The organism is Chryseobacterium gregarium DSM 19109 (assembly GCF_000430845.1).
GTDB lineage: Bacteria > Bacteroidota > Bacteroidia > Flavobacteriales > Weeksellaceae > Chryseobacterium > Chryseobacterium gregarium.
Genome location: NZ_AUMU01000001.1, coordinates 258,043 through 284,134, shown reverse-complemented (window position 1 = coordinate 284,134; position 26,092 = coordinate 258,043). Strand labels below are relative to the sequence as shown.

The window sequence follows — 26,092 nt, the reverse complement described above, 5'->3', positions numbered from 1 at the left end:
TTAATAAAAATTATTCTTGATTTTCTGTTTCCTGATAGATCGTTCTTGTTCTGAAGAACGCCCCGAAAAATAAAGACAAAACTACGTAAAATATAAGAATTGCTGCAAAATATCCTGAAAAATGACTTGCTGTAAGCATATCTTTTCCTTTAACGGCTTCAGGGGTAAAACTTTGAAGTCTTTCATTGTATTTCTGGTCCAGTTCATCAATGTCTTTCTGGTGTTTTAAAATTTTTCTTGCCGACGTATATTCTTTATCCAGTTCTGATTTCTGACGGGTTACATACTGATAATTCAGCAGTTTTTTCGCATCAGTATCCACAAAATTTAGATAAGCATATATGCTTAAAACCGAAAGAATGCCTCCGACGAACATCGGTACAAATGCTCTTTTAAATGCATCCTTAAAACCAACCACGCTATGGTTATTCCAATATGATTTTACCGACCAGAAAGCAGCACCGGCATACAAAACCGGTAATACGAATGCATTGGCTTTCAGGGAGATGTCAAAATAATTGTCTCCCGAATAAAAAGAATAGACTACAAAAAAAATGATCATTGTAGCGATAAAAAGTATAATTCCTAATGTTAATGGACTTTTTGTCATATGTAAATTTTTAGAAAATAGTTGAAAATTTATTCCACTACCTTTCAGCAGTTTAGCGCTGTCACTGCATTTTTCCAACTATTTTTCTGTGATAATATTTTCAGGTTTATAAAATATTCCTATCTTTGCAACGGCAAGTCCTAAACAACCAGCTCCTGAGAATCCTCCAGGGTGGGAACGCAGCAAAGGTAATTGGTCGTAGCGGTGTGATTTAGGTAGCTTGCCATTTTTTTTTGGTTTAAGTTGAAGTAAGGTAATTTGAAGATTATCTTTTTTTGTTTCTAAACTTTTCAGCATTTCCATTCTAATTTTCAAATTACCTTCTGTTTATTAAAATTCAAACGCCTCACCTAATTTCGGCAAAACAAGTTCTATATTTCTATCTGAAAAATGCTTCGATGCGCTTTCATGATTAATCTCAATGGCAGGGAATGTATCAAAATGACATCCGATAACCTTCGGGGTTCTCAATAATTCTGCTGCCGCGAAAGCCGCTTTTCTGGAACACATGGTGTAGTGGCCTCCGATCGGCAGGATTGACAGGTCCAGGTTTCCGTATAACCTTGGAAATAATTCCATATCTGCCATGACACCGGTATCACCTGCCAGATATATATTTTTACCTTCAGGAAGCCTGAAAATATACCCTACAGGAACTCCTCCATAGCTTCCGTCAGGAAAAGAACTCGTGTGATGAGCGGGAACCATGGAAATCTTAAGATCATCGATTTTTGCTGATCCTCCTAAATTAACATCGTCTGTATTTTTCGCATTTTTAAAATATCCGCAGATTTCCGGAACAGCGATAATCGTTGCTTCAGGATGGAACTGCAATACTTCTTCTACATCTGCAATGTGATCGCCGTGAGCATGGGTCAATAAAATATAATCGATTTTCTGAGCCGAAATATCAAACCCTGATTCCGCTTTTCTGTAGCTGTAGAAAGGATCGCATAAAATCGTTTTGTCTTTGTAGGTGAACAAAAAACAGTTTTGTCCTAAGAATTGTATTTTCATTTTAATTTATTTATTATTTTTAATCAACTTTTACTCCTCCGAAATTAAAATAGTACACTAAGTACAGACATAATGTAATTATAAAAATCTGGAATATCAAAACAGGAATATTAGGTTTTAATTTTTTTCTGATTATAAATACAGCGATTGTGAAATTCAGCAATAATATGATCCCGAATGTAATGGGCACAATATCAAGAGTGGATAACATGAAATTGTTAAACAATTCTTTCGTAAACAATAAAGCATAGCTGACAAAAGCAATAATGGATAACCATGAAAAAACACTAATAGTTTTATCCATTCATTTAACTGAAAAAATTAAGCCCGAAAGCCGTAAGAACAGCCATTACGAAAGTCATGATCCCTACCTGTTTTAAGAACGGATCGAGTTCCCTCGGGTTCTTCACGGCCATGATCTGTCTCCGCAGTTTCATCAACGGAAGCAGCAAAATCATCACGATAAAAACATAGTAGTTCTGGGTCTGGAAAAAACCGTTTACGCCAAAAAACATTAGCATTAGGATCAACGGGAGCTGCAATAAGATCATTTCGTAGATCATGGCATTTTTAAAACCGATCCTGAGTGCAAAGCTATTTTTCCCTGATAACCGGTCGCTTTCGATATCTCTCATATTATTCAGGTTCAGAACAGCCATACTCATCATTCCTACAGCTGTCCCCGGCAGCAGCATATCCCAGCTGAATGTTTTTGTAAAAAGGAAATAACTCCCGCACACTGAAACAAGGCCGAAAAATATAAAAACGAAAAGATCACCCAGACCCATGTATCCGTAAGGTTTTTTTCCCACAGTATACCCGATGGCCGCTAGAATACTTGCCACGCCCAGTCCGATAAAAATATAAAACTCGTTCATATATTGCGGAATGAAAGCAACGTACAGAAGGGCAACCGTTGCCGCGAAAGATAATACGGATAAAATGATTACTGCGTTCTTCATCTGTCCGGCCGTAATTCTTCCGGATGCCACCGCTCTGGATTCTGCTTCTGCAACTCTTGTCGCATCGGTTCCTTTCACCCCGTCTCCGTAATCATTGGCATAGTTTGATAAAATCTGATAAAGCAACGTCACCAAAAGGGCTAAACCGAAAATCTTCCAGTCCCAGGTTCCGCCTTCACCATACAGCTTCCATCTTGCAATGAAGGAACCCATGATAATTCCGCTTAATGAAAGCGGCAATGTTCTAAGCCTTGCGGCTTTTATCCAATCTGACATAATATTTAGATGTTAGACATTAGAAGTTAGAAGTTAGATTAAACTGCATAAGTTTAATATCTAATTTCTAACCTCTAACTTCTTATTTATGTTAAGAGATCCACTGATCTTTTCCGAAGTCCGGTTTTCTTTTTTCAAGGAATGCATTCCTCCCTTCCTGGGCTTCTTCCGTCATATAAGCCAGACGTGTCGCCTCACCTGCAAAAATCTGCTGGCCTACCATGCCGTCATCGGTAAGGTTCATGGCGAATTTAAGCATCCTGATCGAGGTCGGGGATTTGGCCAGAATTTCCTGTGCCCATTCGTAAGCGGTATCTTCCAGTTCCGCATGAGGTATTACGGCATTGACCATGCCCATTTCCAAAGCTTCCTGAGCAGAATAGTTTCTGCCTAAAAAGAAAATTTCACGGGCTTTTTTCTGTCCGACCATTTTAGCAAGGTAAGCTGAGCCGTAACCGCCGTCAAAGCTGGTAACATCGGCATCCGTCTGCTTGAAGATGGCATGCTCTTTACTCGCTAATGTAAGATCACATACGACATGGAGAGAGTGGCCTCCGCCGACTGCCCATCCCGGGACTACTGCAATAACCACTTTTGGCATAAAACGGATCAGACGCTGAACCTCAAGAATATTCAGGCGGTGCCTGCCGTCTTCTCCTACATACCCCTGATGTCCTCTCGCTTTCTGGTCTCCGCCGCTGCAGAATGCCCAGCCTCCGTCTTTCGGACTCGGCCCTTCTCCTGAAAGAAGAATCACCCCTATGGAAGGATCTTCAGAAGCATCATAAAAAGCATCATATAATTCTGAAGTTGTTTTGGGTCTGAAAGCGTTCCGAATTTCCGGTCTGTTGAAAGCAATTCTCGCTACACCATTACATTTTTTGTAAGTAATGTCCTGGTATTCCCTGGCGGTTTTCCACTCGATCATTTTTGTAAAAATTTTTCTCAAAGATACGGAATTGCAGAGAATTTTAAGGCGGATTTTTAAGGATAATATACAGAAATCAGCGGGATATTGAAACTAAAATACTTAATTACCCGTAATGCTATTGTGACCAGAATCCTTAACATGACGGTTTAGCATCAGGACTGAAAATTATGATTTATCAACATACGTTGCAGACTGACCTTAAAGACAGATTAATAATGATGCCCGATGCAAGCCTGTTTTATATTTTCCGGTATTGTTTAAAGGAAAGTTTTCGATAAACTATCATCGCATTTTGGAAATCCGATCAACAAAAAACCGGAACAAAGCTGCTCCGGTTTTCTATATTGATTCTGATTGAATTATTTAGGCTGCTGTGCCTTAAGCTCTGCCTCTTTAACTTTCATTTCATTATACTTAGCCGTATTCTTCGTCGTATTGTAGATATCTTTCAATACCTGAACGCTGTTGATATCATTAGGCATTGCCTGATACCATTTTTCAGCATAAGGGGTCGCCTTAACGAATCTTTCTTTTCTGGCTTCAATGAGTTTGGTCGCTTCATCCGGCTTGGTCTTTCTTAAAGCATTGATATCGGTTACCACTTTTTCATCATCTCCGATTACCGTGTATACCAGGTTCTGGTAAGCGTTGGAAAAATCGGCTTTAAGATCAATGGCTTTCTGGAAAGAAGTGACTGCTTCATTTGCCGTTTCAGGATTTTTAGCCTGAAGCACTCCCAGATTATACCAGTTGGTGGCATCATTAGGGTTCTTGGCCAACTGTTCTTTTAAATTCGTCATGAATTTATCCGTATTTCCTGAAGCGTATAGCGCAGATCCCTGATATTCTTTCAGCTTCGTGCTGTTCGGGAACTTTGCCAAACCTTTTTCAATGATGGCCAGAGCTTCATCGTTTTTCTTGGCATTTAACAGTAACGTTGATAAGGTTTCATACAAATCTGCTTCCACACTTGGGGACTGTTCTGTTTTGAAATCAGAATAATCTTTGGATGCGGTTTTTTTCAACAGTTCCCAGGTTGCTTTATCGTAACTTTTTACTTCCCCGGATTTGTTTTCTTTCGCAGTATAGGTTGTTTCCACTCCTGTATAGCCCGAGTTGATCAGATCAGAATATATCTTAGTCGCTTGGTCTATATCATTTGCCAAAGCATAATTAAGACCTGAGTAATACATATAAACTTTATTATCCTGACCACTTGTTTTAAGCAAGTTGTAAACTTCCATAAACTTAGGAGCAGCAACGGCATAGTTTTTTGCATTGTATGCATCCATTGCCGCCTTGTTAGCTTCCTGTAGCTTAGCGTTTGCATCACCTTTCTGTGCGAAAGCAAAAGTTGATGCTACGATAGCCATACCTAAAATCAGCTTTTTCATAATCACTATTTTATATTAATTGTACACTATTGTTATTCAGTATCCGCGTTATTTTCCTCTGTAGGATCCTGGCTTTCAGCCTGGGGCGCTTCTGTATTATTTTCCGGGTGATCAGCTGCAGGCTCTGCTCCTCCTTCATTTTCTCCAATGACTTCTTCCACCTCTTTATCCATTTCTACTTTCGCAATCGCTGCAATTTCGTCATTTTTCTTAAGATTGATCATCTTCACACCTTGTGTATTTCTACCCATCACTCTCATCTCATCCATATTCATACGGATGGCAACCCCAGATTTGTTGATGATCATTAATCCGTCCTCATCCGTTACATTCTGGATTGCAATCAGGTTTCCTGTTTTTTCGGTAATATTCAAGGTAATGACACCTTTTCCTCCTCTGTTGGTTTCTCTGTAATCCAGCACGGCAGTTCTTTTACCATATCCTTTTTCAGATATAACAAGAACCGTTTCGTTTTCAAGATCGTTGACCACAATCATACCAATGGCTTCATCGTTATCTTCCATGCTGATCCCACGAACTCCGATAGAACCTCTTCCCACTTCTCTTACCTTTTCTTCAGGGAAACGGATACATTTACCATTTTTGGTCGCGATCATAATCTGGGAAGTCCCGTTGGTAAGGTAAGCCCCTAACAACTGGTCATTGTCCCTGATTTCAATGGCATTCACCCCGTTGATTCTCGGTCTCGAATAAGCTTCCAGAGAGGTTTTCTTAATGGTCCCGTTTTTAGTAACCATAACCACGCTCATCTGATTGACATATTCTGAATCTTTCAGGTTATTGGTTCTAATGTAGGCTTTGATTTTATCATCCGGCTCAATGTTGATCAGGTTCTGAACAGCACGTCCTTTGGATGTTTTGGAACCTTCAGGGATTTCAAATACCCTCAGCCAGTAACATCTTCCTTTTTCCGTAAAGAACAGCATGTACTGGTGGTTGGTTGCGGAAACGATATACTCCAGGAAGTCTTCATCCCTTGTTGTAGCTGCCCTGTTTCCAACACCGCCTCTGCTCTGTATTTTATATTCTGAAAGGGAAGTTCTTTTGATATAACCGGCATGAGAAATTGTCAGTACCACAGATTCGTTCGGGATGATGTCTTCGATTGACATTTCACCTCCTGAATAATCAATTTCGGTTCTTCTTTCGTCTCCGTATTTTTCTCTTACTTCAACCAGTTCATCCTTAATGATCTGGAACCTTCTCGGCTCGTTACCCAGGATGTCTTCAAGATCAGCAATTTCCTTCATAATGGTATCGTACTCATCACGGATCTTGTCAAGCTCCATTCCCGTAAGACGGGCAAGACGCATATCAAGAATAGCCTGGGCCTGAATTTCAGACAGGTCGAACTCTGTAATCAATCCTTCTTTTGCCGCCTGAGGGTTGGCACTGTGACGGATAATAGCAATGGCTTTATCCAATGAGTCCTGCGTTCCGATCACTTTCATGAAGCCTTCCAGGATATGAGCTCTTTCTTTGGCTTTTCTGAGCTCATACTCAGTTCTTCTGACAATGATTTGGTGCCTGTGCTCTACGAAATGATGAATAATATCTTTCAGGTTCAGCTGTTCCGGCCTGCCGTGTACCAAAGCAATACTATTGACACTGAAAGAGGTCTGAAGAGAAGTATATTTGTATAATAAATTTAAAACAACATTAGGGATCGCATCATTTTTAAGTTCGTAAACGATACGCAGACCCCGTCTGTCGGATTCGTCTCTGATTTCATAAATTCCAGGAATCTTATCGTCTTTCACCAGGTCAGCTGTCTTCGAGATCATTTCAGCCTTATTGACCTGATATGGGATTTCGTTGACAATAATCGCATTCCTGTTGCCGATTTCTTCAAAAGCCACTTTTGCTCTTAAAACCACCCTGCCTCTGCCGGTATGGAACGCATCCCTTACTCCGTCATATCCGTAAATAATCCCTCCGGTCGGGAAATCGGGCGCAATAATATGCTGCATCAGCTCATCAATGGTGATTTCCCTATTGTCGATGTAAGCAGAGATCGCATTGACCGCTTCCGTTAAATTGTGAGGCGCCATATTGGTCGCCATCCCTACTGCAATACCTGAAGTTCCGTTTACCAGAAGGTTCGGGATTTTTGAAGGCATTACAGTCGGTTCCTGTAAACTGTCGTCGAAGTTATTCTGAAAATCCACCGTTTCTTTGTCAAGGTCTGAAAGAATCTCATCAGAGATCTTTTTTAATCTTGCTTCGGTATAACGCATGGCTGCCGGCGGGTCACCATCCATGGAACCGAAGTTACCCTGTCCGTCAACCTGAGGATAACGCAGGCTCCAGTCCTGTGCCATTCTTACCATTGCATCATAAACGGAAGAATCTCCGTGCGGGTGGTACTTACCCAAAACGTCCCCAACAATTCTCGCGGATTTTAAATATTTCCTATTAGAAAAAACCCCTAGTCCATACATACCGTAAAGTACTCTTCTATGAACAGGTTTTAAGCCATCTCTTACATCAGGTAACGCTCTTGAGACGATAACCGACATCGAATAATCGATATAAGACGACTTCATTTCATCAACAATGTTGATAGGAATCAGTCTTTCTCCTTCTTTTTGCATAAACAATTTTATTATAATGATAGTCAGACCCTTAGCTGTACGTCTGAAAATTATCTTTTTGTATTTTCAATTAACGGGCTAATTTACGAAAAATTTGCCGATTTTTACGGTAAAATTTACGCATAGAATCTTAAAAAATCATAAAATATGAGCATGCTTAGCATAACTTTCCACTGTACAAAAGATAATCTTGAGGAATGGGAAAATTATATGAATGAAACGCTTGTTTTAATGGCAGAAAATTTAATGGATGTCAATAGATATATCCTTTCTGAAGTGCACAGCGATTATATTGATGAAGGTAAAAATTATAACCTTCTTCTTCTTTTTGAGAACAATGATCTGAGGGAGGATTTTATGGAAAGCGAACTGCAGAATATTTCGGAACGGATTGAAACGAAGTTCGGACAGGAAGTCATGATTTTTAATACACTCCTTAATACAAAAACATCAAGAATGTAGTTTATTACGACAGGATATATTCAGGAATCCTATACCTTAATTATCATTTAAAATCTTAATACATAAGCCCGGATATTTCCGGGCTTTATGGTTTTGTTTTATCGCCCGTGATGCGGTGGTCTCGGCGGTCTTGGGGGTGCCGGCGGATGATGCAGACATGAAGAAAGAACCCCGGCCAAAACCAGAGCCATCAGTAATTTTGATACATTTTTCATAATTCTTTTTTTTGAAATTCAGATTAGGATGATCAATACAGATGCCAACTGCATCATCTGAAGAAAAACTTATGGTACAAAAACAGGAGCACTGAAAATTCAGTGCTCCTGTTTTTCTTTTTTAATTTATCTGTGATGCCAATGTACATGTCTGTGACCGTGATGGCCTCTGTGTTTTTGATGCCCGTGTCCCCTTTTTTCATATACATGCATTCTCTTCGATTGTCCCGGCGGCACACCTTTTCTTCCCGGATGTTCATGCACTACAATGAGGTCAGAAGCAAAAAAGATATAATGATTCCGACGGCCATAATCAATCCTTCCATTTCTTCAACTTTTCAAATTTCGAAGGTAAAACAACAAGGATAATGCCAGGCAATTACCAGATTTCTATGCCTTAGCTATCTGACCGGAGGCAGCGAGATGAAGTTATACAGAATTGAATAGTTAATTAGGCGTAAAATATTCAGTTATATTTTCTTTTGCTTTTTCTTTTAATCCTGGAATAATGGGTCTGTTTGCTCTTTTCGTCTTCCGATACCACGCTGATGTTTCCATCAACTTCGAGGATGGACAGCTTCACATGTTCAATACCGTCAACACCGTGTTCCCTGATTGCTTCTTCCAGCTCTCCCCTGCTGATTTTAACTTTCTGTAATGCATTTTCATCTATTATTCCGTCCCTCACAAGAATAACAGGGTCGTCTTCCAGAAAACTTTCAAACTTCTGACTTGAAAACATCAACCTTTTAACAATAAAATTAGCGACAAAAAGAACGAGCGCGGCAATCAGTCCGCCCTGAAGGGACGTATCCTGGCCTACCATTGCATTCTGGACGGCATTGGAAATCAGCAAAAGCAAAACGACATCCCCGGCATTGAGCTGTGAAAGCTGGTTTTTGCCAAAAAGGCGTATGGCGATAACCATAAAAAGATAAACACAGAGCGAACGGACAACAACATCTAAAATGGGATTCACAATACTTTTATTAGAGACCCAAATGTATCAAATTTATATGGCATGTCAGGATATTAAAATTAATCTTCAATTAAAAATTTGTAAATTCACAAACCAACAGTACAACTCATTATGAAATCATTACTTTTACTGCTGGGTATCTGTCTTATTTTTACAGGCTGCCGAAAAACAGAAAGCAATGCTGAAAAGCGTGCCGATCAGGAAATTACGCAACGTATTAACCAGATTTACACTACCTACGGCACTTCCAGTGAAGAGCTCTATGATAAACCCATTAATGAAGCCGTGTTTTCCCCTGAATTGAAAAAAGCCCTCGAAGATGCAGTTAATGTATCCAAAGCAGATATGGAAAGAATCAAAAAAAGCAAATATCCGGACGATAAGCCTATGCTGCTGGAAGGTTCTGTTTTTACAAGCCAGTATGAAGGGCTTACTTCATATAAGATAAAGAAAATCCATACAACAGATCCTTCGGAGACGTCGGCAAAGGTAGATATTGAGCTTGAAAATTCTGCATTTTCACCTAAAACAGTCTGGACAGACCAAGTACAACTGGTAAAAGTGGGAGACACTTGGAAAGTGGATAATATTAATTTCAGTGACAATCCGGATATAAAAGACCTGAAAACAGGTTTAAAAAATTTTGTTTTTGATGCAGAATAACTATAAAATAAAAGCCGCTCCATGGAGCGGCCTGTTTTAAGGGCATGTACCGATCGGGACGGTACTGCATACTGTTTTGTTTAGTCTTTCGCAGTATACACAGTATTGCTTAGGCTGCCCGCCGTACACCGATTCCAGATCTGTTCTGTTGAGTTTCTTTAAATTTTTCATATTGTTTAATGGTATTGATTATTCTCTATAAACGCAGCTTTTCAACAGTTATTATATAACTTATTTAAAATATTCACGATCTGGTGTCTTAAAATAAAAAGCCATACAAAATTCTGTATGGCTTTTACAATATAAAATATTATGAATTTTTGATTATCTGTTGTCAATTTCCAATGTTACGGGCATTACGTAAGTATACGCCATCATATCAGCATTTGATTTTTTACGGTCCACTTTATAGTAAGACCCTTTTAAAACATTTTCGATTTCTTTACTCACGTTTTTACAGTCGCCGGTAGAATGAACATTTACAATTTTTCCGTTGGATGCGATCTCAAATTTCACTTCGGAATTCACAACACCTTGCTTGTAATCAGAATTTGTAAAATCGAAGTTATCAACTAACATTTCCCTGATCTCAGCAAAGGCATCATTCTTATATAACTGGACTTCCTGTATGGTATTGGCTTCTGTATTCACGGTTTGTGCCTTCAGGATATTCATTACGGCCATACATCCAAATATAAAAACTGAAGCAAAAAACAGCTGAACTTTATTTTTCATAACGTTTTGATTTTATAGATTAAACTTATTTTGTCTGGTATCTCTTTATCAAAGTTATGAAATAATTCATGTTAAATTAATACACAGTTAACATTTGGTTAACATTGTAATTTATATCATTGATTATCAGTTATATAAATTTTATAAATGTTGAAAATTTAATATTGGTATTTGAAATCAGAATATAAAAAAGGCTGAATTGTATCAATCCAGCCAGAATATTAATTTATAATCCTTCAATGATCCGCTTGCTTTCTAACTGCTCAATGATAAATTTTGCATCACCTTCAGTAATGTATTTATTTTCATAAAGCCAGTGGATTCTGCTCATCTGTATATGTATTGGAATCAAATTATCAACCTTATAATAAATTTTTAAAAAATAATTCTTTTTACTTTCTTTAATATTGGAAATAAACAAATCAACCTCAGCCGTTTCTTTTTTCATATACGAAAAAATAAGAGGTTTTGCCGCTGAAATCGTCTTTGAATTTTCTTTCCTGAATTCGTTATTGCATAATCCCACAATTACAAAAACAGGAATCATAATAGCTATAAAAACAATGATTCCGGTTGATGCAGACAGGTTATACGACTCGTTGATCACTATGTTGAGTAATATTCCGTTAAATAATACAGAAATAACAATTGCGATAAGCACGAAATCTTTGGATTTGCGGATAACACTTTCATCATCATGAATATCTGTAAAATAAACTTTATACTCCCGTACTTCTTTTGCAAAATTATCCTTCACTACAATTCCGTCTTCCTGAATTTCAAATGATTTTGAGTTTCTTCCACTCTTCTGTACCAATATATTCATTACCTCTATTGCAGCTCCTTCTTCAAAAACTTCCCGGTCAGGCTCTTCTTAGACTTCACTATTTCTTCCGGTGTCCCCTGGGCCACGATCTGTCCGCCATGTTTTCCGCCTTCAGGACCAACGTCAATAATATGGTCGGCCAGTTTGATCACATCCATATTATGTTCAATGATGATAAATGAGTTTCCTAATTCCACTAAACGGTTAATCGCATCCATCAGGATTTTCACGTCTTCAAAATGAAGACCGGTCGTCGGTTCATCAAGAATGTACAAGGTATTTCCGGTCTGCCTTTTGGCCAGTTCCGTAGCCAGCTTGATACGCTGGGCTTCTCCTCCGGAAAGCGTGGTCGACTGCTGCCCCATCGTGATATACCCTAATCCCACATCCTGTAACGTTTTTACCCTAGCAAAAATCTTAGGAATCGGTTGAAAAAAATCTACGGCTTCATCAATCGTCATCTCAAGCACATCGGAAATCGATTTCCCTTTGTACCGGACTTCCAGAGTCTCTCTATTGAATCTTTTTCCGTTGCAGGTTTCACAGTGAACGTATACGTCCGGTAAAAAGTTCATTTCAATAACTTTTAAACCGCCGCCCTGGCAGGTTTCGCATCTTCCGCCTTTAACATTGAAAGAAAAACGGCCGGGCTTGTACCCACGGATTTTACTTTCCGGCAGTTCGGCAAATAGATTACGGATATCGGTAAACATTCCCGTGTAAGTAGCCGGGTTTGAACGTGGAGTCCTCCCGATCGGGGTCTGGTCTACGTCCACAATTTTATCAATATGTTCAAGGCCTTCGATTTTCTTGTATGGCAAAGGTTCCTGGACCGCCCTGTAAAAATGCTTATTGAGAATCGGATACAGGGTCCCGTTAATCAGCGAAGATTTTCCGCTTCCGGAAATTCCTGAAACCACAACTAATTTCCCCAAAGGGACATCAAGCGTGACGTTCTTAAGGTTATTTCCTGTGGCTCCTTTCAGGATGATGTGCTTTCCGTTTCCGGCACGTCTTTCAGCCGGGATTTCAATTTTCCTTTTTCCGTTGATGTATTGGGCTGTGATGGTATCCGCTTTGATCAGGTCTTCCGGTTTTCCCTGCCAAAGGATTTCACCTCCGAATTTTCCGGCTCTCGGCCCGATATCCAGCACCTCATCGGCTTCCATAATCATATCCTTGTCATGCTCCACTACAAGAACGGAATTTCCGATGTCACGAAGGTTTTTCAACGAATTAATCAGCCTTTCATTATCCCTCTGATGCAGTCCGATACTCGGTTCATCAAGGATATACAGGACATTGACCAGTTGAGACCCGATCTGTGTCGCCAGGCGGATCCTCTGGGATTCCCCTCCGGAAAGGGTTCTTGAGCTTCGGCTCAGGCTCAGATAATCCAAACCGACATCCAGTAAGAACTGAAGGCGGGTTTCGATTTCTTTCAGGATTTCGTGGGCAATAATGGCATTTTTTTCTGAGAAGGTCCCCCGGACATCTGCTAACCATTCCTTCAGGTCAATTAAACTCAACCCGTTAACCTCAGCAATATTTTTTCCGTCGATTTTAAAGCTTAGGCTTGACGGCTGGAGGCGGGTTCCCTTACATTCCGGGCACGTTTCTTCCGTGGTAAAATGTCTTTCCAGCAGAATTGACTCGTAAGATTCCCTTTCTTCAATAAGCTCTTCCATGAAAGGAATCAGCCCGTCAAAACTGATTTTGATCTTTTTGGCAATGCCTGCGTATTTTAAGTCTTTGTTAAATTCTTTATGGCACCCGTTATAGATATAATCCAGTGCTTCTTCCGGAATATCTTTAAAAGCGGTCGACAGCCCTAACCCGAAGATTTCCAAGATATTCTTAATCTGGGCAAGGATCCATTTGTTGGACTTGATATCTTCCAGAGGCAATAAAGCTCCCTGATTGACGGACAGCTTAGGGTTTTCAACGAAATGATCGGTGTTAATCTTCTTAATCATTCCCAGGCCTTTACAGCTCGGACAACTTCCTTTCGGTGAGTTGAACGAAAATGTATTGGGTTCAGGCAAAGCTAAAGAATGGCCGGTCTCTGCATCCATGAGGTTTTTAGAGAAATATTCAATATCTCTGCCTCCCAGTTTCTGAATCCCGATAATCCCATCTCCCATATCCATTGCCGTACGCAGTGATTTTTCCATTCTGCTTTCGGATGCGCTTTCGCCGATAATCCAGCGGTCAACCACAATATCAATATCGTGGGTTTTGTACCGGTCCAATTTCAGGTCGTACTCAATATCCTGCAGTTCACCGTCAATCCTTGCCTGTCCGTAGCCTTTTTTGGCCATCTGTACAAAAAGCTCATGGTAATGTCCTTTTCTCGAACGTACAACCGGGGCCATCAGCATGATCTTCTGGCCTTTATAATTTTCTTTGATGGCTTGGAGGATCTGATCTTCGGTATAGCTTACCAACTTCTTTCCTGAAGTCTGTGAGTAGGCATCCGAAACCCTTGCGTACAGAAGACGCAGGAAATCGTACAGTTCGGTCACCGTTCCTACCGTTGAACGCGGGTTTTTGTTGGTGGTCTTCTGCTCAATCGCAATAACCGGGGAAAGCCCTTCGATTTTATCGACATCGGGACGTTCAAGTCCTCCCAGAAATTGTCTTGCATAGGCAGAAAACGTTTCAATATAACGGCGCTGGCCTTCTGCAAAAATCGTATCAAAAGCCAATGAGGATTTTCCGCTCCCTGAAAGCCCGGTAATCACGACCAGCTGGTTGCGCGGAATTTTAACATTGATGTTTTTAAGATTGTGCTCGCGTGCACCGTAAACTTCTATATATTCTGTTGATTTACTCATAATTTGGTATGATCTCACATGAAAATCACGCAGTGCAAAATTACGGAATTTTATGGAATTTCCGGTGTTAAAAAATGTTAGATTGGCTAACTCAATACTATAGGGTTTTCCTATTAACTTAATGATAAGTTCAATGAGTTTTAGACGGTATTCAAAATTGATAACCCAACTTTAAAAATTAAATCATATTTCATACAAACAAAAAACCGGTGATGATGTTCACCGGTTTTGTCCTGTATTTATTCATTTTAAAAATCAGCATCTTCATTGGTGATTTTTACCAGATACTCTATTCCGTCTATCGCTTTTGAAATAATCTGGTTGCGGAGGATGTTTGCCATATTTTCCCAATAGACCCTTCCATAAAAAGTGTAGTTCTGCGGAATGATCTCAACCTCAACCGTGCGGATGAATCCTTCCTTGGGCTTATTGCTGATCATGGTTCCCCGTTTCACACGCACTTCTTTAAGCTCATCCTTCATCACCATTCTGCAGTAATTTTTCACATCTTCCAAAGAAATGATTTTATCCCTTGTGGTAAGTGCATATTTATAGGCCTGGATACTGTCGGTTCCTTTCTGCTCTTCCGCTCCGCCAATGGTTTCGGTAAGAAGGATCAGGGTCTGTGATTTCAGCTGGTTGGATAACTCGGTTCCGGGACGCATGTGGTTGGCTAATGTGCAGTGGGTAATCCAGAAAGCCGCATAGGTATGGTCTGTTTTCTCTACCGGTTCCATAATAACATAGTTCAGTTCCTGTTTGATGCTTCTTCTGGCATTATTCACTTTCTGAACCATAGATTTCATTTTATCGGACATTTCGCTTAAAACCCCTTTTACGTTATCCCTGTTGAGTAAAGAGAAGGCGGCAATTTCATCTCTCGTCAGCTCAAGTACATTGGCAATCATATCGACAGCGTTTCGGTTGGTAAAGCGTTCCATCCCACCTTTTCTAACGGTATAAAGACCTTTTTTAAGGTCATCATTCGGGGTAAACGGAATTTCAGTATACCTTCTTCCGTCCCCGTCCTGAACTTCATCAACATATAAAAAATGTTCGCCTTCATCTGTGACCAAGGGAATGTTGTTCCCCATGATGTCAAGGCTGTATTCTGTCTTCTTCCAGCCTCTGTTATAGATCGGGAAAGCATTCAGTACAAAAGAAAAATTATCTAAAATTTCAGAGGAAAACTGCGGGGGGAATTCCAAGGTCAGCCATAAATAACGCTTTCCGTCAATATGCTTCATAATTTCTTCCTTATAATCGATAAAGCTGAGATTATCCGGAAGTTTGCCGGGCTCCGAAAAAAGACGGTCCGAAAGGCCTGAAATTTCTATGAATTTATGCTGGTAAATACTTTTTACATCTTCAATCAGTTTATTCTGTATCGACTGCTCGCGAAACATCTGTTCATATCCGTCCGGCTGATCGTTGGTGAGATAGGTCAGTCCTTCTTTTACAAACAAAGGGCTTCCGTTGCTTGAAACGGTAATATAGGGAAGTAGCTTATACGTGAAATCCAAGTGTTCAAACGCAGGATTTGAACAATAGATGCTTATATACTTAGGAAATGTTTCATGGGAATATTTCGTAACATCAATTCCGATGGTAACTTTTCTGTAATCTTCCGGTCTTCCCTGAAATCTTGCAATCGGGATTTTATTCAACCTTTCATCGATGCTGTAACAGGTATTTCCAACAAACATCATTGCAGTCTGTACTTTGTTGATTTTAATATTCCCTACCGGAGTAAAAGGGATATTGATCTGCTTATCGGATTCGGCTTTAACTGTGGAAGTCATCTGCTTTCTGAAGAAAAACTCGGTGTGTTCCAACAGCACTTCAGACGATTCATAAGGCTGTGTGAAAGCGACGGCATGCGCGGGAACCGGATGAGTATAAATAGAAGGGGTCAGTAATTTCGCCAGCTTCTCTAAAATTCTGGCATTGACGGTCTGTATTTCATTGTTCGCTTTGAAAACTTCAGTGCTGAAGGCATCGATCAGCAGTTTTACGAAGGGATCCAGAGACTGCGGGCTTTTTAATCCCCACACTTTGGTCGCATTCTGAAGCATTCTGGCTTTTACGGATTCTTTGGAATAGATATTCTGGTCTAAATTCATAATTCTGGTTACCGTTAATAATCTTTAATCAATCGACATTGGGCTCAAAAACAATTCTGTAGAAAAGCTGAAACGCTCTCCCGTCGACTCCATTTTTGCATTGATGGCTATTTTTACTTTTTTCTTGATTTCTGTATGTTCTTTGGTGTCGTAGCTGTGTTCAACAATCTGTAAATGGGCATCGATCTGAGGCTGGACAATTCTCTGTTCATATTCCTGGATCTGCCTTTTGAGGCTTTTTATAAAAACGTTTTCCCATACGGCACTGGTTACTCCGTTGTCAAATTCCAGGTTCCAGACGTCATTCCCGTAATTTTCATCATACCGGTTCTCTCCTTTTTTGGTTGTAATCAGCAGCATGATATTGTGGGCGATGCTTTCACCCATGTCACAGGTGTCAATACTTCCACCTTCCGTCATAAGTACCGACGGTACAAAAGGCATTCTGTAATTTGGTGTATCCATGATTCAGCTTCTTTATGGTTTTATTTCATCATTCGTATGCATGCGAAAGAAATACCAATTTAAACATTTTTCACGAGATACAACATGATAAATTTTAAATTATGGCATATCTCCCAGCAGTTCCAATGAAGCCTGAAACTATTGAAATGAAATGATAAAAGTAGTGTTTACTTCTTAATAAACTGATAAGTAGCGTCGTCCAGTTTTAGCAAGTAGGAACCGGCCGGCAGATTATCAACGGGAATATTTCTTTTGTGTTTGAAAGGCAGATGTTCGTAATAGATCAGTTTTCCGGAAAAATCCAGTATTTGTGCAGATTTCACATCATCAGCCTTTCCCGAAATGAAAATGTCATCCTGAACAGGATTCGGATAAATCTGAAATTTATCAGTCTTAACATGAATGTCTTCCGAAATCGACATTTGACCTAAATCCTGGCAATAATTGACTGCGTATGAATCCCATTCACTTATATTGAATACTGAAACAGGCTGCGTCACGCTGTTTTTTCTATAAAGAGAAAGGTCTGCATTGGTGTTGCTTACAAACTTACTTCCTATGGCATCAACCGTTGTTGATTTGTATGCCAATTCAATATATTGAGTCCCTGTAAAAGTTAACGCATCACCTGCTGTTAAAAACCTTGCATCAGTATTCGTATAACATGATAATAGTGATTTGGGATTAAGGATCACGAAGCTTTCGTTATCCGGTATTTTTCCTTCAAGCTCAAAACTGTTTCCGAAATAATAAGAATCATTTACACTGTTATAATATTGCACCCGTATGCTGTAATTATTCAGATTGACTTCATGACCGGTCCTATTTAGAATTTCAAGAGCTTTATTATGATCGGTTCCTTCAATATATTTAACAATTAAAAGATCTCTGGACTTTGTGTCTAAAGCTAAAGTGGATACTGTAGCGGTATTGCTGTCCGGAGATTGCAGGTAGCCTTGGTCATAAGCGCGTACGGTAAAGGAATACGAGGTTGAAGGATTCAGATGATCAATAACTATTGATGTAGATCTGGTAGCTGTTAAAAAAACTCCGTTCTGATAAATATTATATCCGATAACATCAGCACTGGTGCTTGATGACCAGGTTAAAGAAGTGTAGTGAGCGCCGGATTGGGCAGCGTTTAAATTTAAAGGCGCTTGGGGAACAACGGCATCAGGAGTCTGAACCCAGATGGAGTTCACCCATTGGGGATGGTCAATAAAAGGGTTTCTGTTTTTCTGGATTGTGTATATTGCGTTATTCCGTTCTGTTTCTCTTTGGGATACCGGATCCTGAGTATGCCATTGGATAAGCATTGAAATATAGGCAGGATCAAAAGCCCGCTCTGCAGTTCCGTCAAAAGCAGAGCGATCCATTGCCGGGTTACTGTTTGTGGAATAATTAAATGAGGGCAGCTTTTCTTCATACCTTACCGCAAAGTACAGCAGCATTCTTGCAATATCGCCTTTAAACTCATCAACAGGTTCGTAAACCCTGTTGGTATATGCATAATTGGGAATGGCACTGTTTGCAATCCTGGAAGTATTGGAAAATGTATAATGAACGGTAGAATTCCCGATTCCATAAGGATAATTATTCCTCAACTGATTGATTCTGGCATCTGTAGGAATTACAAAATGCAAGTCAGAATACATGGGGTAGTTGCTGTTAAAGGTACTCTGCGGAACAGCATGTTCCCTGTTGTAACCCAACCCTTCTGCTCCGGAAGTACTTACCAAGTTTGCAGAAGTATACTCATAGGCATCAGCTCCTGCAGGGATTTCAGAATACATATCAAGCAGAATGGTTGTATTATCCGGTCCATGATCATAATATTTATCAAGATCCGTCTGATTATAATAATTCACAAGATCACCATAATTCCAGTTCACATTCTTCACGGAAATTATATCATGAAGTTTTGATTTCAAGGAATAGCCACTGAGACCTGCTGTTCCGTTATAATACCCTGCCGGAGCTTGGGCGGCAAAATACGATGAAATCAGAAGTATAGGAAGTAAAAATGTTTTCATGATGTAAAATTATAAGGCTAAAATAGGGAATTCATCAACTCAAATTTCTGAATTTTTTATTAAAATATCATTAATTTTCAGGGTACAAAAAATTGAAAATTAGTTTTTTATAATAAATTTTCACCGTCTGAATTATTTTTTTGGGCGTTCCGTCAATTTGGTTATCTTTGGCAATTAACTATTATCTATATGAATACAGAGACTATTGACAACATTAAAATGATAGCTGAAACAGCAAGGGAATTTGCTGAAAAGAATATCAGGCCTAATATTATGGAGTGGGATGAAAGTCAGACTTTCCCTAAAGATTTATTTCATGAGTTGGGGGAAATGGGTTTCATGGGAATTGTGATTCCTGAGCAATATGGAGGTTCTGGTCTTGGTTATCATGAGTATGTTACGATCCTGGACGAGATCTCTCAGGTAGATCCGTCAATCGGGCTTTCTGTAGCAGCGCACAATTCACTTTGCACCAACCATATTTATGAATTCGGAAATGAAGAACAGAGAAACAAGTGGCTTCCGCAGCTGGCTTCCGGTAAAGTAATCGGAGCATGGGGGCTTACTGAACACAATACCGGTTCAGATTCCGGAGGAATGTCTACCACTGCTGTAAAAGACGGTGATGAATGGATCATCAACGGAGCTAAAAACTTTATTACCCACGCCATTTCCGGGGATATTGCCGTGGTTATGACGAGAACAGGTGAGATAGGAGCCAAAAATAACTCAACAGCTTTCGTTTTGGAAAAAGGGATGACCGGTTTTTCTTCAGGTAAGAAAGAAAACAAATTGGGAATGAGAGCTTCGGAAACGGCAGAGCTGATTTTCGATAATGTACGTGTCCCAGATTCTTACCGGTTGGGAGAAGTGGGAGAAGGTTTCAAGCAGGCGATGAAAATCCTGGACGGCGGCAGAATCTCTATTGCAGCACTAAGTTTAGGAACGGCAAGAGGTGCCTATAAAGCAGCTTTGAAATACGCTAAAGAAAGACATCAGTTTGGTAAATCCATTTCAGAATTTCAGGCCGTGAACTTTATGCTGGCGGATATGGCAACAGAAATCGATGCTTCTGAATTATTAATCCAGAGAGCAGCTACATTGAAAAATGCCAAGCAGAAAATGACCAAAGAAGGAGCTATGGCGAAGCTGTATGCTTCTGAAGCCTGTGTAAGAATCTCCAACAATGCGGTTCAGATCTTCGGCGGATACGGATATACCAAAGATTTCCCTGCTGAGAAATTCTACAGAGACTCTAAACTTTGCACCATCGGTGAAGGAACTTCCGAAATCCAAAGGTTAGTGATCGGAAGAGATATTACAAAATAAGATTCCAGAAAATCAGACTTATATCATCAATAAGTGAATAGCATCCGTATTTTTCGGGTGCTATTTTCTTTTTATGAGATAATGACATGCAATGTTCTACATAGCTTTTTATAAACAAATTCTAAAATTTTCTTAATTGTTTTTATTTTCCGTAAATAATTTTTCATTAGCTTTGATAATTCACAATCTAAAGAGAATTTATATGAAAAAACAATTATCAGTGATTGGGATGCTTTTTCTGTCAGGCATTTCTTTCGCGCAGACTAACCGCCTTTGGTCTGCACATTCCCAGAAAGCATCTTCGGATATCTTTGAAAATAAAAAAAGTATTATAAATCCCAGAATTTACAGTCTTGATTTCAACGGCTTAAAAACGGTTCTTTCAAAAGCACCCAAAAGGCTGGCGGCAGGAGAAAAATCAGAGATCATTATTTCTTTTCCGAATGCTGAAGGAAAAATGGAAAATTTCAAAGTACGGGAGAATTCTAACTTTGATACCCAGCTGGCTTTAAAATATCCTGATATCAAATCATACGTCGGAGAAGGATTCGGGGATTCAAATTCTACCCTATACTTTAGTATTTCCCCGCTTGGATTGTCATCAATGGAAATTTACGGTGACAAATCTGCAGTTTTTATCGAACCTTATTCAAAAGATCTTTCTACCTATGTAGTTTATAAAAAATCAGATAAAAAAGATGATTTAAATACTTTTGAATGTACGGTCATTGACGTTGCCCAAAAAGGGGTTTCAAATACCGATAACCTTGCCGCAAGGCCGAATGCGGACGATGCCAAATTAAGGACATTCAGGCTGGCCTTATCGTGTACAGGAGAATATACCTCGTATTTCGGAGGGACAAAAGCGAACGCGCTGGCCGCCATGAACAATACGATGACCCGTGTAAACGGTGTTTTTGAAAAAGATTTCGCCGCAAGAATGGTTCTGATTTCAAATAATGATTCGGTCATTTATACCAATGCTTCTACCGACCCGTATTCAGCGGCTTCAGGAATGAGCAGCTGGAACTCTCAGTTACAGTCTACTTTAACATCGGTAATCGGTGAAGCCAATTATGACATCGGCCATTTATTCGGTGCTTCGGGAGGCGGCGGAAATGCAGGATGTATCGGCTGTGTATGCACGAACGGCTCCAAAGGAAGCGGTTATACTTCTCCGGCAGATGCCATTCCTTCAGGAGATAATTTCGACATTGATTACGTAGCTCACGAAATGGGGCATCAGTTCGGAGGAAATCATACGTTTTCCAACTCCAATGAAGGAACAGGCGTAAATATGGAACCCGGATCAGGATCTACCATTATGGGATATGCAGGAATCACCAGCCAAGATGTTCAGCCGCATTCGGACGTGTTCTTCCATGCCATCAGCATTCAGCAGATTACCAACAATATTAAAGCCAAAACCTGCCCTGTAAGCACCAGCACAGGAAATTCCATTCCTACGGCCAGTGCCGGTTCAGATTATACCATCCCGAAAGGGACCCCTTTCATGTTGACCGGAACCGGAACTGATGCCAACGGTGACTCATTAACCTATATTTGGGAACAAACGGACAACGCTTCATCTTCCCAGACAGGCGCAAGTTCCGCAGCAAGTGTCACAAAAGCTTCCGGGCCGACTTTCAGATCCTGGACCCCAACCGCTTCTCCGGTACGGTATTTCCCGAGAATGGCCTCCGTTTTGGCAGGTGCTGCGACAACGACAGGTTCGGAAATTACGGTAGAAGCCCTATCCAATGTAGCCAGAACCTACAATTTCAGATTTACCGTTCGTGATAACCGGGCCGGAGGTTCGGGCAATAATTCCGATGATGCCGTAATTACGGTCAACGGAACGGCAGGACCTTTCAGTGTGAGTTCTCAGAATTCAGCAACCACGGTTTCGGGAGGGACGTCTCAGACAGTGACCTGGAATGTGGCAGGAACAACTTCCAATGGGGTCAATACCTCGAATGTAGATATCCTTTGGTCCACCAATTCAGGAAGTACATGGACGACACTGTTGGCAGGAACACCAAACGACGGTTCCCAGACAGTTACCATCCCGAACGTTTCCACAACAACAGGAAGGATTATGGTAAAAGGTTCTAACCATATCTTCTTTGATGTCAACAATGCCAATATTACGGTGAATGCCGGCTCCGGCAGTGTAGATGTTACAGCACCTACTCCTCCTGCCCTTTCAGCTTCGGGCACCACTTCCAACAGTACTAACCTTTCCTGGTCTGGTGCAACGGATGCCGTCGGCGTTACAGGATATGACGTGTATCAGGGCTCATCATTGATCGGATCAACGGCTTCAACTGCCTATACGTTAACCAGCTTAAGCCCGTCAACCACCTATAGCTTTACGGTTAGGGCCAAAGATGCAGCAGGAAATGTTTCAGCAGCAAGCAATACGGTGAGTGTGACCACTTCTGCAGGAAGTACGGTTTCTTACTGTTCTGCAGCAGCAACCAATACAGGTGACGAAAGAATCGGGAATGTAAAATTCGGAACGATTAACAATACCTCTTCAGGAACATCCGGTTATGAAAACTTCACTTCCGTTTCCACAGACGTAACAAGAGGAAGCGCCTATGCAATTTCTGTAACTCCGGTCTGGACATCAACGGTATACAGTGAAGCCTATGCGGTTTATATTGATTATAACGGAGACGGTGATTTTACCGACAGCGGAGAGCTGGCCTGGTCAAAATCAGGTTCTACAACAAGCCCCGCTACCGGATCAATAACCATCCCTTCAACGGCAGCTGTCGGATCAACAAGAATGAGGGTAATGATGCAGTATAATTCGGTTCCTTCATCATCGTGCGGTTCTTATACCTACGGGCAGGTGGAAGATTATACTTTAAATATTGTTTCATCCGGAAGAGGTGAGGTAGCCGTTGAGCATGGATCAACAGACATTAAACTATATCCGAATCCGGCAAAAGATATTTTATATATTTCAAATACGACGAATGAAGATTACAGAATCTTCGATATGGGAGGAAAACTAATTAACTCAGGAAAACTTGAAAGAGGATCTGTGAATGTAAGCAACCTTATTAAAGGCGCTTATATGATTCAGATCGGAGACATCTCCAAGAGATTCATTAAAAACTAATTACCTGATCGATTTAAGCATTGAGAAAAAGGCTGTCCGGCAACGGACGGCTTTTTTTATGTTTAAATCGTATTATTTGATAATATGATTTACTTTAGATAATCTGAACATCATCATGGTCGTATCTGAAACAAAGACAGATTCTTCCTTTACCAGAATGACAAAACGCACAAAAAACCTAAGTCTTAATCCCTGATATCTGATTGCTTATTTTTATATTTGCCTTAAATAAAAATATTCATGGATAAAATTGACAGTCTGAACCAGGTAGCAGAATTCCACACCACTTTTAAAGCACCCATCTTGGAAACGCCGCAGATTCCGTCCCCGGAAAGATGCAGTCTCAGGGTTGAGCTTTTACAGGAAGAACTGAATGAACTGAAACAGGCTATCGAAGATCAGGATATCGTAGAGATTGCTGATGCCTTATGTGATCTGCAGTATGTTTTAAGCGGTGCTGTCCTGGAATTCGGGCTTGGCAGTAAATTTGCAGAACTGTTCAACGAAGTTCAGCGCTCCAATATGTCCAAAGCATGCGATAACGAAGAACAGGCTCAGGAAACGGTTGAATTTTATAAAGAGAAAGAGGTCGACTCTTTTTATGAAAAATCAGGGGAAAAATATAATGTTTATCGCAAGGCAGACCATAAAGTATTGAAAAATAAGTACTACTCTCCTGCCGATCTGAAGACCATTATGGAAAAATAATATGAAAAAAATCATTACAAATATTGCGGTTGCTTCATGCCTGATTTTTACGGCTCAACAGGCTAACGCCCAGAACGTGGTGGAGAATCATGAAGTAAAAACCAACGATGACAGCAATATGCTTCTCGGAAATCTGCTAAAAGATCAGCTGCTAAAAGCACCTTATTCGGAATGGTATGTAAAAGAGCATGATGAATATGCTGTAGATAGAAAAGCAACCGGTGAACTGACAAAAAATAAAGTCAATTCTTATAACATTACTGTCTTCATGGGAACCTGGTGCGAAGACAGCCACAGGGATGTTCCACGATTAATGAAAATCCTGGAGGAAGTCAGTTATCCTGAAAGCAAACTCACGATGATTGCGGTAAACCGTAAAAAGAAATCTCCATCAGGAGAGGAAAGTCGTTATAAAATTGAGAAAGTTCCGACGATTATCGTCGAAAAATCCGGCAAAGAGATCGGCAGGATTGTAGAAATGCCTACCACAGGATATCTCGAAAGAGATCTTGCCGAAATTTTGAAAAAAGACAACCAATAGATGCGTAATGAAATTTTAACCCATAAGATTTGAGAAATATTAAGATCATACTCCCGTTTCTGGCAGGCATCATTTTGATGACCATCCTTTTCTTCAGTTTCAGATCATGTTTTAACATCAGTAAGAAAACCGAAAATTCAGATTATTATATCCTGACCAACCAGATTTCAAAGATGAATAAAATGGTGGTTCTTGAACAGGATATTTCTTCGATGCAGAAAACCAAAATGGGCTATGAACTTTTTGGCAGGGAAATGACCAGCAACAGCATTATTACTTATACTAGAACTAATGCACAGGTTTCCTATGATCTTAATAAAATGAAAATGGAAGTAGATTCGGTCAACAGGAAATTAATCATTACGGAACTGCCTGATGCAGAAGTAAGAATTACGCCAAGTGTTGAAATTCAGTCGCTGGACGATTCTTTTTTCAACAGGATTTCTGAAAAAGATATAAAAAATGTTACCGCAAAAGCAAAAACTACAGCCGTCAAATCCATTGACCAGAACAAACTCAGAAATGAAGGCCGTAAACAGCTGATGGAAAATCTCAACACTATATTTGTCCTGGCCAAGGCATTACATTACGATATAGAGGATAAAACAGGGAAAGTAGGTATTCTGCCGCTTTAAAAATATATCAGACACCAATTATATCTGATTGATCTGAGCAGAAGAACCTTTCCTGAAACAAACCCATACTATTAAAACCCGTTACCCGCCATGTTTGGCAAACGCTTTGAATACGTAATGGTATCCCTAAAAAATAAAGCAATGGATCCAAACGAAAATACAAAAAAAACAGAGTCTGCCAATAACGCAGAGACAAAAAAGCAGAATGAGGATTTTCAGAACATTCCCGCTTCATCCCAGAAGACTAATCCGTCTGATGTTGATAAAAAGGATATTAAAAAGTCCTCTGAAAACAATCCTTCGGGAAAAACAGATAACATAAAGGAATAAATACTAATTCTTTTTTACAGACTGAATCACAAAAATGATCGAATACACATCATTTTTGTGATTTTTTTTATAGGTTAAATTATTTAGTATTTCATTCCTTAGCCTTCTGCCTGTTAGAACGATAAATGTAGCCGATAAACAAATATTTATCATAATCAATTCTGTTTTGTGATTATTGGTAAAAGCTATATTGCTTATTTAGCATTAATTCTCATGTATATTACGTATTGTTACTGTATTTGTTTAAATTTTCGTATTTTTGCTTCTTAAAAT

Annotated in this window: 22 protein-coding genes and 1 other RNA gene; 9 read left to right on the top strand and 14 right to left on the bottom strand. The window is 39.9% G+C overall.

The annotated features are described in order from the left end of the window. Positions 1-10: 10 nt before the first annotated feature. Positions 11-610 carry a DUF4199 domain-containing protein gene (locus H561_RS0101450; protein ID WP_027385386.1) on the bottom strand — a complete coding sequence of 200 codons (600 nt, stop codon included), beginning with the start codon at positions 608-610 and terminating at the stop codon, positions 11-13. A gap of 131 nt (positions 611-741) precedes the next feature. Between H561_RS0101450 and ffs the strand changes: the two genes are divergently transcribed. Continuing rightward, positions 742-839: signal recognition particle sRNA small type (gene ffs / locus H561_RS23565), an RNA gene on the top strand. 101 nt (positions 840-940) lie between these two features. On the opposite strand, the gene H561_RS0101440 is transcribed toward ffs, so the two are convergent. The 5 genes from H561_RS0101440 to gyrA all read right to left on the bottom strand — a co-directional run bounded on the left by H561_RS0101440 (position 941) and on the right by gyrA (position 7,805). Then, positions 941-1,627 carry a metal-dependent hydrolase gene (locus H561_RS0101440; RefSeq protein ID WP_027385384.1) on the bottom strand — a complete coding sequence of 229 codons (687 nt, stop codon included), beginning with the start codon at positions 1,625-1,627 and terminating at the stop codon, positions 941-943. A gap of 308 nt (positions 1,628-1,935) precedes the next feature. Further along, positions 1,936-2,865 carry a 1,4-dihydroxy-2-naphthoate octaprenyltransferase gene (gene menA, locus H561_RS0101430; protein ID WP_027385382.1) on the bottom strand — a complete coding sequence of 310 codons (930 nt, stop codon included), beginning with the start codon at positions 2,863-2,865 and terminating at the stop codon, positions 1,936-1,938. Between the two features lie 91 nt (positions 2,866-2,956). Next, a complete protein-coding gene (locus H561_RS0101425; protein WP_027385381.1) occupies positions 2,957-3,793 on the bottom strand; it encodes a 1,4-dihydroxy-2-naphthoyl-CoA synthase in 837 nt (278 codons plus the stop codon). Between the two features lie 362 nt (positions 3,794-4,155). Next, complete coding sequence (locus H561_RS0101420; RefSeq protein WP_027385380.1) at positions 4,156-5,190, bottom strand: tetratricopeptide repeat protein; 1,035 nt, start codon at positions 5,188-5,190, stop codon at positions 4,156-4,158. A gap of 32 nt (positions 5,191-5,222) precedes the next feature. Further along, a complete protein-coding gene (gene gyrA, locus H561_RS0101415) occupies positions 5,223-7,805 on the bottom strand; it encodes a DNA gyrase subunit A (protein ID WP_027385379.1) in 2,583 nt (860 codons plus the stop codon). 153 nt (positions 7,806-7,958) lie between these two features. Here gyrA and H561_RS0101410 point away from each other — a divergent pair, with 153 nt between their 5' ends. Continuing rightward, positions 7,959-8,267 carry a DUF4286 family protein gene (locus H561_RS0101410; protein WP_228372203.1) on the top strand — a complete coding sequence of 103 codons (309 nt, stop codon included), beginning with the start codon at positions 7,959-7,961 and terminating at the stop codon, positions 8,265-8,267. Between the two features lie 681 nt (positions 8,268-8,948). Here H561_RS0101410 and H561_RS0101395 read toward each other — a convergent pair. Further along, on the bottom strand, positions 8,949-9,461 hold the full coding sequence (locus H561_RS0101395) for a DUF421 domain-containing protein (protein WP_027385376.1): 513 nt from the start codon (positions 9,459-9,461) through the stop codon (positions 8,949-8,951). Between the two features lie 111 nt (positions 9,462-9,572). Here H561_RS0101395 and H561_RS0101390 point away from each other — a divergent pair, with 111 nt between their 5' ends. Further along, positions 9,573-10,124 (top strand): DUF3828 domain-containing protein, encoded by a 552-nt coding sequence (locus H561_RS0101390; protein ID WP_027385375.1) that lies wholly within the window; start codon positions 9,573-9,575, stop codon positions 10,122-10,124. 36 nt (positions 10,125-10,160) lie between these two features. On the opposite strand, the gene H561_RS23560 is transcribed toward H561_RS0101390, so the two are convergent. The 7 genes from H561_RS23560 to H561_RS0101360 all read right to left on the bottom strand — a co-directional run bounded on the left by H561_RS23560 (position 10,161) and on the right by H561_RS0101360 (position 19,143). After that, positions 10,161-10,295, bottom strand: a complete 135-nt coding sequence (locus H561_RS23560; RefSeq protein ID WP_081411615.1) for a bacteriocin-like protein — start codon at positions 10,293-10,295, stop codon at positions 10,161-10,163. 153 nt (positions 10,296-10,448) lie between these two features. Beyond that, positions 10,449-10,859, bottom strand: coding sequence for a hypothetical protein (locus tag H561_RS0101385; protein ID WP_027385374.1), 411 nt, complete (start codon positions 10,857-10,859; stop codon positions 10,449-10,451). Between the two features lie 226 nt (positions 10,860-11,085). Further along, a complete protein-coding gene (locus H561_RS0101380; RefSeq protein WP_027385373.1) occupies positions 11,086-11,685 on the bottom strand; it encodes a hypothetical protein in 600 nt (199 codons plus the stop codon). Positions 11,686-11,690: 5 nt separating this feature from the next. Then, the gene (uvrA, locus tag H561_RS0101375; protein ID WP_027385372.1) at positions 11,691-14,522 is read right to left on the bottom strand and encodes an excinuclease ABC subunit UvrA; all 2,832 of its coding nucleotides are present in this window, start codon (positions 14,520-14,522) and stop codon (positions 11,691-11,693) included. 248 nt (positions 14,523-14,770) lie between these two features. Continuing rightward, positions 14,771-16,645 (bottom strand): type VI secretion system baseplate subunit TssF, encoded by a 1,875-nt coding sequence (locus tag H561_RS0101370; RefSeq protein ID WP_027385371.1) that lies wholly within the window; start codon positions 16,643-16,645, stop codon positions 14,771-14,773. Positions 16,646-16,669: 24 nt separating this feature from the next. Then, entirely contained in the window at positions 16,670-17,110 is a 441-nt protein-coding gene (locus H561_RS0101365; protein WP_027385370.1) for a GPW/gp25 family protein, read from the bottom strand. A 167-nt stretch (positions 17,111-17,277) separates the two neighbouring features. Further along, a complete protein-coding gene (locus H561_RS0101360) occupies positions 17,278-19,143 on the bottom strand; it encodes an endonuclease (RefSeq protein ID WP_027385369.1) in 1,866 nt (621 codons plus the stop codon). Between the two features lie 189 nt (positions 19,144-19,332). On the opposite strand from H561_RS0101360, the gene H561_RS0101355 reads away from it, so the two are divergent. From H561_RS0101355 to H561_RS0101330, 6 genes are all read left to right on the top strand, one after another. Then, positions 19,333-20,472 carry an acyl-CoA dehydrogenase family protein gene (locus H561_RS0101355; protein WP_027385368.1) on the top strand — a complete coding sequence of 380 codons (1,140 nt, stop codon included), beginning with the start codon at positions 19,333-19,335 and terminating at the stop codon, positions 20,470-20,472. A 202-nt stretch (positions 20,473-20,674) separates the two neighbouring features. Next, entirely contained in the window at positions 20,675-23,605 is a 2,931-nt protein-coding gene (locus H561_RS0101350; protein WP_034761061.1) for a reprolysin-like metallopeptidase, read from the top strand. Positions 23,606-23,845: 240 nt separating this feature from the next. Continuing rightward, complete coding sequence (locus tag H561_RS0101345; protein ID WP_027385366.1) at positions 23,846-24,313, top strand: pyrophosphohydrolase domain-containing protein; 468 nt, start codon at positions 23,846-23,848, stop codon at positions 24,311-24,313. A gap of 1 nt (position 24,314) precedes the next feature. Beyond that, positions 24,315-24,854: a TlpA family protein disulfide reductase gene (locus tag H561_RS0101340; protein ID WP_027385365.1), complete on the top strand. Its 540-nt coding sequence runs from the start codon at positions 24,315-24,317 to the stop codon at positions 24,852-24,854. 29 nt (positions 24,855-24,883) lie between these two features. Next, positions 24,884-25,489 (top strand): DUF4230 domain-containing protein, encoded by a 606-nt coding sequence (locus H561_RS0101335; RefSeq protein WP_027385364.1) that lies wholly within the window; start codon positions 24,884-24,886, stop codon positions 25,487-25,489. A 141-nt stretch (positions 25,490-25,630) separates the two neighbouring features. Then, on the top strand, positions 25,631-25,819 hold the full coding sequence (locus tag H561_RS0101330) for a hypothetical protein (RefSeq protein WP_027385363.1): 189 nt from the start codon (positions 25,631-25,633) through the stop codon (positions 25,817-25,819). The last annotated feature ends 273 nt before the right edge of the window (positions 25,820-26,092 follow it).